7 protein-coding genes and 1 riboswitch are annotated in these 3,409 nt (G+C 37.8%); of the genes, 3 read left to right on the forward strand and 4 right to left on the reverse strand.

Annotated elements, in window-relative coordinates:
- Positions 1–109, reverse strand: a riboswitch (cobalamin riboswitch). This riboswitch is flagged as partial in the annotation.
- A gap of 152 nt (positions 110–261) precedes the next feature.
- On the forward strand, positions 262–495 hold the full coding sequence (locus WBJ10_RS17635; RefSeq protein WP_424292684.1) for a hypothetical protein: 234 nt from the start codon (positions 262–264) through the stop codon (positions 493–495).
- Between the two features lie 245 nt (positions 496–740).
- On the opposite strand, the gene WBJ10_RS17640 is transcribed toward WBJ10_RS17635, so the two are convergent.
- The 3 genes from WBJ10_RS17640 to WBJ10_RS17650 form a co-directional block, all read right to left on the reverse strand.
- On the reverse strand, positions 741–1,304 hold the full coding sequence (locus WBJ10_RS17640) for an E2 ligase fold family C protein (RefSeq protein ID WP_424292686.1): 564 nt from the start codon (positions 1,302–1,304) through the stop codon (positions 741–743).
- A gap of 61 nt (positions 1,305–1,365) precedes the next feature.
- Positions 1,366–1,722, reverse strand: coding sequence for a type II toxin-antitoxin system PemK/MazF family toxin (locus tag WBJ10_RS17645; RefSeq protein ID WP_424292688.1), 357 nt, complete (start codon positions 1,720–1,722; stop codon positions 1,366–1,368).
- A complete protein-coding gene (locus tag WBJ10_RS17650) occupies positions 1,723–2,187 on the reverse strand; it encodes a hypothetical protein (protein ID WP_424292690.1) in 465 nt (154 codons plus the stop codon).
- A 194-nt stretch (positions 2,188–2,381) separates the two neighbouring features.
- Between WBJ10_RS17650 and WBJ10_RS17655 the strand changes: the two genes are divergently transcribed.
- Positions 2,382–2,801: a DUF6932 family protein gene (locus WBJ10_RS17655; RefSeq protein WP_424292692.1), complete on the forward strand. Its 420-nt coding sequence runs from the start codon at positions 2,382–2,384 to the stop codon at positions 2,799–2,801.
- Between the two features lie 11 nt (positions 2,802–2,812).
- A complete protein-coding gene (locus WBJ10_RS17660; protein WP_424292694.1) occupies positions 2,813–3,103 on the forward strand; it encodes a hypothetical protein in 291 nt (96 codons plus the stop codon).
- 116 nt (positions 3,104–3,219) lie between these two features.
- Here WBJ10_RS17660 and WBJ10_RS17665 read toward each other — a convergent pair.
- Positions 3,220–3,409 (reverse strand): DUF6922 domain-containing protein (locus WBJ10_RS17665; protein WP_424292696.1); only part of this gene is annotated, 190 nt, incomplete at its 5' end.

The raw sequence follows: 3,409 nt of genomic DNA on the forward strand, positions 1-3,409 counted from the left end.
ACATTATTGACAAAAACTTCTCGCTACTTACAGTTGCGCGTCAGCTCCCGATTTTAACGGGATTCTCTATTAATCTGCAGATTGCAGAACCTAATTTTGTAAGAATAGTAATAAAAAGAACGAATAAACGCCAAAGGTAAAAAAGAACTACAATAAATTCCTACATCAAAAAACTAAAAAACAGGATTTGTTCTTTTTATATATTTAATGGGTATTAATATGAGCCGTAGAAATACTTCAACTCACCCTTGGGTAAAAAACATGCAACTTGAATTTGAGCAGGAAGTAAATAGATGGGAAAACTATGGACCTTATATGTTGCACTATAATGGTTCATACAGTACCTTGACCTCCGGCGGTGCATTAGTTGTTGGAGTTAACAAAATGAGTTTAGGCTATGCATTAGGAACAGATAAAGTTGTAGGGGAAGGAAAAAGTTGTTGGGTTTACCAGGAAAAGATCTGGCACGGAATTCTGTTCAGCGTCTCTTTCTAATTATTTTACGGATTGGGTTACAACGCTGAGGCTATTACAAGTACTTTTCGTTATTCAACAGCGGTTAACGCCGGTGCGCTGAGGCTGAGCAGAGGCTGAGCAGAGGGCAATGGTCTCCCCCATTTCTTCCTCAGCGTGAGGTTGCATTAAATTTATAATGCTCTTACGATTTAGCTTTATTACTACGATTTACCACTTCCCGTGTTCTTTAAAATATTGAAACACGCTGAACATTAGCAGTATAATTACCGACAATTATTGGATTGTTTACGATGATTCATTCGTAGATCTGTTACGATCTCATATCTGCCAACTCCAGCTGCTGGCAGTGCTGTATGCTTTGGGGGCGCAAATATCTTCAGGGTTGTTTTTTGCAAAGAGTTGGGTAATATCCCACTCGATAAAGATTTCTGTTTTTCTCCACCGAAAGGATTGTGCGTTTTGGTGCACGGCCTTGGCACTGTTGAGGAATAATAGGCTACCCAATTACTGGATCCGATATATATACAGGGTTTCTCTGAAACAATACCAGGGACGTCCCCGATCACCAAGTTTACGGTGGGCGTTTGTCCATCACTAATGTTTATTTCGGGGTTGATTTCTGTTGCCATGAGTTTCAACTTTTCCACGTAACCTTCGCCCTCATTATTAGTATTCAAATCGCAGAAAGTGATGTTTGGATAAAGCCTACTCAGAATGCGTACCGCTAGTTCGAGCGCGGGCCTTCCTTCGGAAGTTTCTAGACAGTTAGCCCCGTAGACAATTCCGATAAAAAATGGTGAAAGATATGTAAGATTAATTGACAACATTTTTACAACTGTGTTCCTTATGCTGGACCTGTCAGAGACCGGCATTAAAAAATTAACGCGTTTAATCCAGTTCCTTCAATACATTATCGGAAATAAAATCGACGATTTTATCAACATATATGGATTTCATTCTATTTACCGGGTGATTAGCGGAGATATGTGAGGTTAGCGCATAGGTAATCAAATGGCATTTGACAGCGCCCGTGGGTACATTAGTAGGGTTTACAAACATATCCGGTCTGAGTTCCATAGAAAACATCTCATTAACATCCGAATGAGATATCATAACACAGATGTACATAGCATCACTATTATGTACATCTTCATTCGATATTATAATAGCCGGATGATCCTCAGTTTTATTTTTATACGGAATTAAAAAGGGCAAATATATTACATCGCCTCTCTGATACGACATCTACTTATGGAGGGTTTTAGTTATAGCCTCGGTAGAAAAATTAGAAATTTGACTCTTTATATGATCAGGTGTTCTGGTAAAAAGCGAATTTTTTGAATGATATCTGTGCAGCAAATTCTCGCTTTTGTGCAATTTTCGGCTGATTGTTTTAAAAAGATCCTGCACCTCAGAGTCGTTCATGTAATTAATAGAACTGACTTTGTCATGCATTTTATCAAAAGATTTATTAAGTTTTTTTATTTGAGAAAACAATTCAACCAATTCCTCCTGTTTGAGTTCTGATACTTTTTCATGCAGGTCATCCAACTGTTCCACATCAGCCGATAGAACTCGCATAGATTTCTTAATCGACCTGGTGAAAAACTTCTCCCAGGAATTAAATGAAAAAATCCTCCAAAAAAAACTGTAGATGCCAATGCGGTTTGACTCTCTTTCAATTAAATGGTGTTCCAGCACTAAATCCATTTGCGATAAATCTTATTTAGTAGATAACCTAATATTACAAATATAGTTTAAAAGGTACAAAAAACTTTAAAATGAGCACACTTATGAGACAACGGTAGAACAAGAAAAAATAATTTAGAAGGTTTCCTCAAAGAATAAACGAAAATTATCTTGCGGGGACAGATTTTCGCCCCAAGGCGCTTTTTCTTTGTTATATGAATAACAAAGTCCATAGAATTATCTCAAGCACTATCAACTTCTTATTGATATTGCTGTGGACTTACGCCGCAGCAAGCAAACTGGCGGACTATGAAACGAGCCGGGGCGAGATGTTAAATCAGGCTCTCCCGGAATGGCTTGAAGAGAATCTTGTTTGGGGAGTTCCAATGATTGAGCTTTTCGCTGCTGCAGAAAGTGTTGAAGCGATAGGCACGAGAATTGATGACTTTAAATATCCACTGTCTATTGAAAAATACGGAGTAGATGCCTATATCGTTAAGGTGTATGAACGGGAACATAAACAATATCCGTTATACATTGGTGACCAAATGTATTGGATGGATAATTTTGACAAAACGAGACGCAACCGGAATGGAATTAAACTCCCAAAAGGTTTCCTCGAAATTAATTATTAAATTTGAGTGCTATGAAAAAGGCAGACATATATAAATTGATGGATCTTATTGAAGAAATTAAGAAAGTTGATGCAATGATTTTATTGCACCAGGATCTTGACAAGTCCAAATTTATGGTGAGCCAGTATGAGGGCAGGAAAACTAAACTAATGGGCAGCCTGATAGATGAATTGATTTCGCCGACCGTTCAGTCTCCTCAAAGTTTCTCGCTGATAAAGCAAGTTATCGAGAAATATTACCCTGCTAATAAAACTCGAAGCAAGGATGATGTTGATATCGAAAAACTAGCAGCAGCTATTTAACTTTCTACAAGAGTGGATATTCCGGTCTATGTTAATCCCACCGACTGACGCAGAGATTTGGGTGGGAAAATCAGCGTAATTAGGGAAGTAAGATAATTTGTTCCAATAAAGCATCTTTATTTAGTTTTCAAATGAGCCATGATCGGGAGTTTGTTGTTTGTAACCCCGGACCGACCTGTGATCTCCTTTATTTTATCTTTACCATAGAATTTCAGGATCTCTCTCTTTTCGTTATCATTGCCTCGTTCAAAAACTCGCTGAATAACACCTTTATACTGTTTGCTCCAATCAATCTTGTTGATATCA

Source organism: Daejeonella sp., from assembly GCF_049655485.1.
Classification (GTDB): Bacteria; Bacteroidota; Bacteroidia; order Sphingobacteriales; family Sphingobacteriaceae; genus Daejeonella.

What these genes read in the sequence shown, in the direction of transcription:
- WBJ10_RS17635 (WP_424292684.1), top strand. Translation starts at nt 262, where the DNA reads ATGCAACTTGAATTTGAGCAGGAAGTAAATAGATGGGAAAACTATGGA.
- WBJ10_RS17650 (WP_424292690.1), bottom strand. Translation starts at nt 2,187, where the DNA reads ATGGATTTAGTGCTGGAACACCATTTAATTGAAAGAGAGTCAAACCGC.
- WBJ10_RS17645 (WP_424292688.1), bottom strand. Translation starts at nt 1,722, where the DNA reads ATGTCGTATCAGAGAGGCGATGTAATATATTTGCCCTTTTTAATTCCG.
- WBJ10_RS17655 (WP_424292692.1), top strand. Translation starts at nt 2,382, where the DNA reads ATGAATAACAAAGTCCATAGAATTATCTCAAGCACTATCAACTTCTTA.
- WBJ10_RS17660 (WP_424292694.1), top strand. Translation starts at nt 2,813, where the DNA reads ATGAAAAAGGCAGACATATATAAATTGATGGATCTTATTGAAGAAATT.
- WBJ10_RS17640 (WP_424292686.1), bottom strand. Translation starts at nt 1,304, where the DNA reads ATGTTGTCAATTAATCTTACATATCTTTCACCATTTTTTATCGGAATT.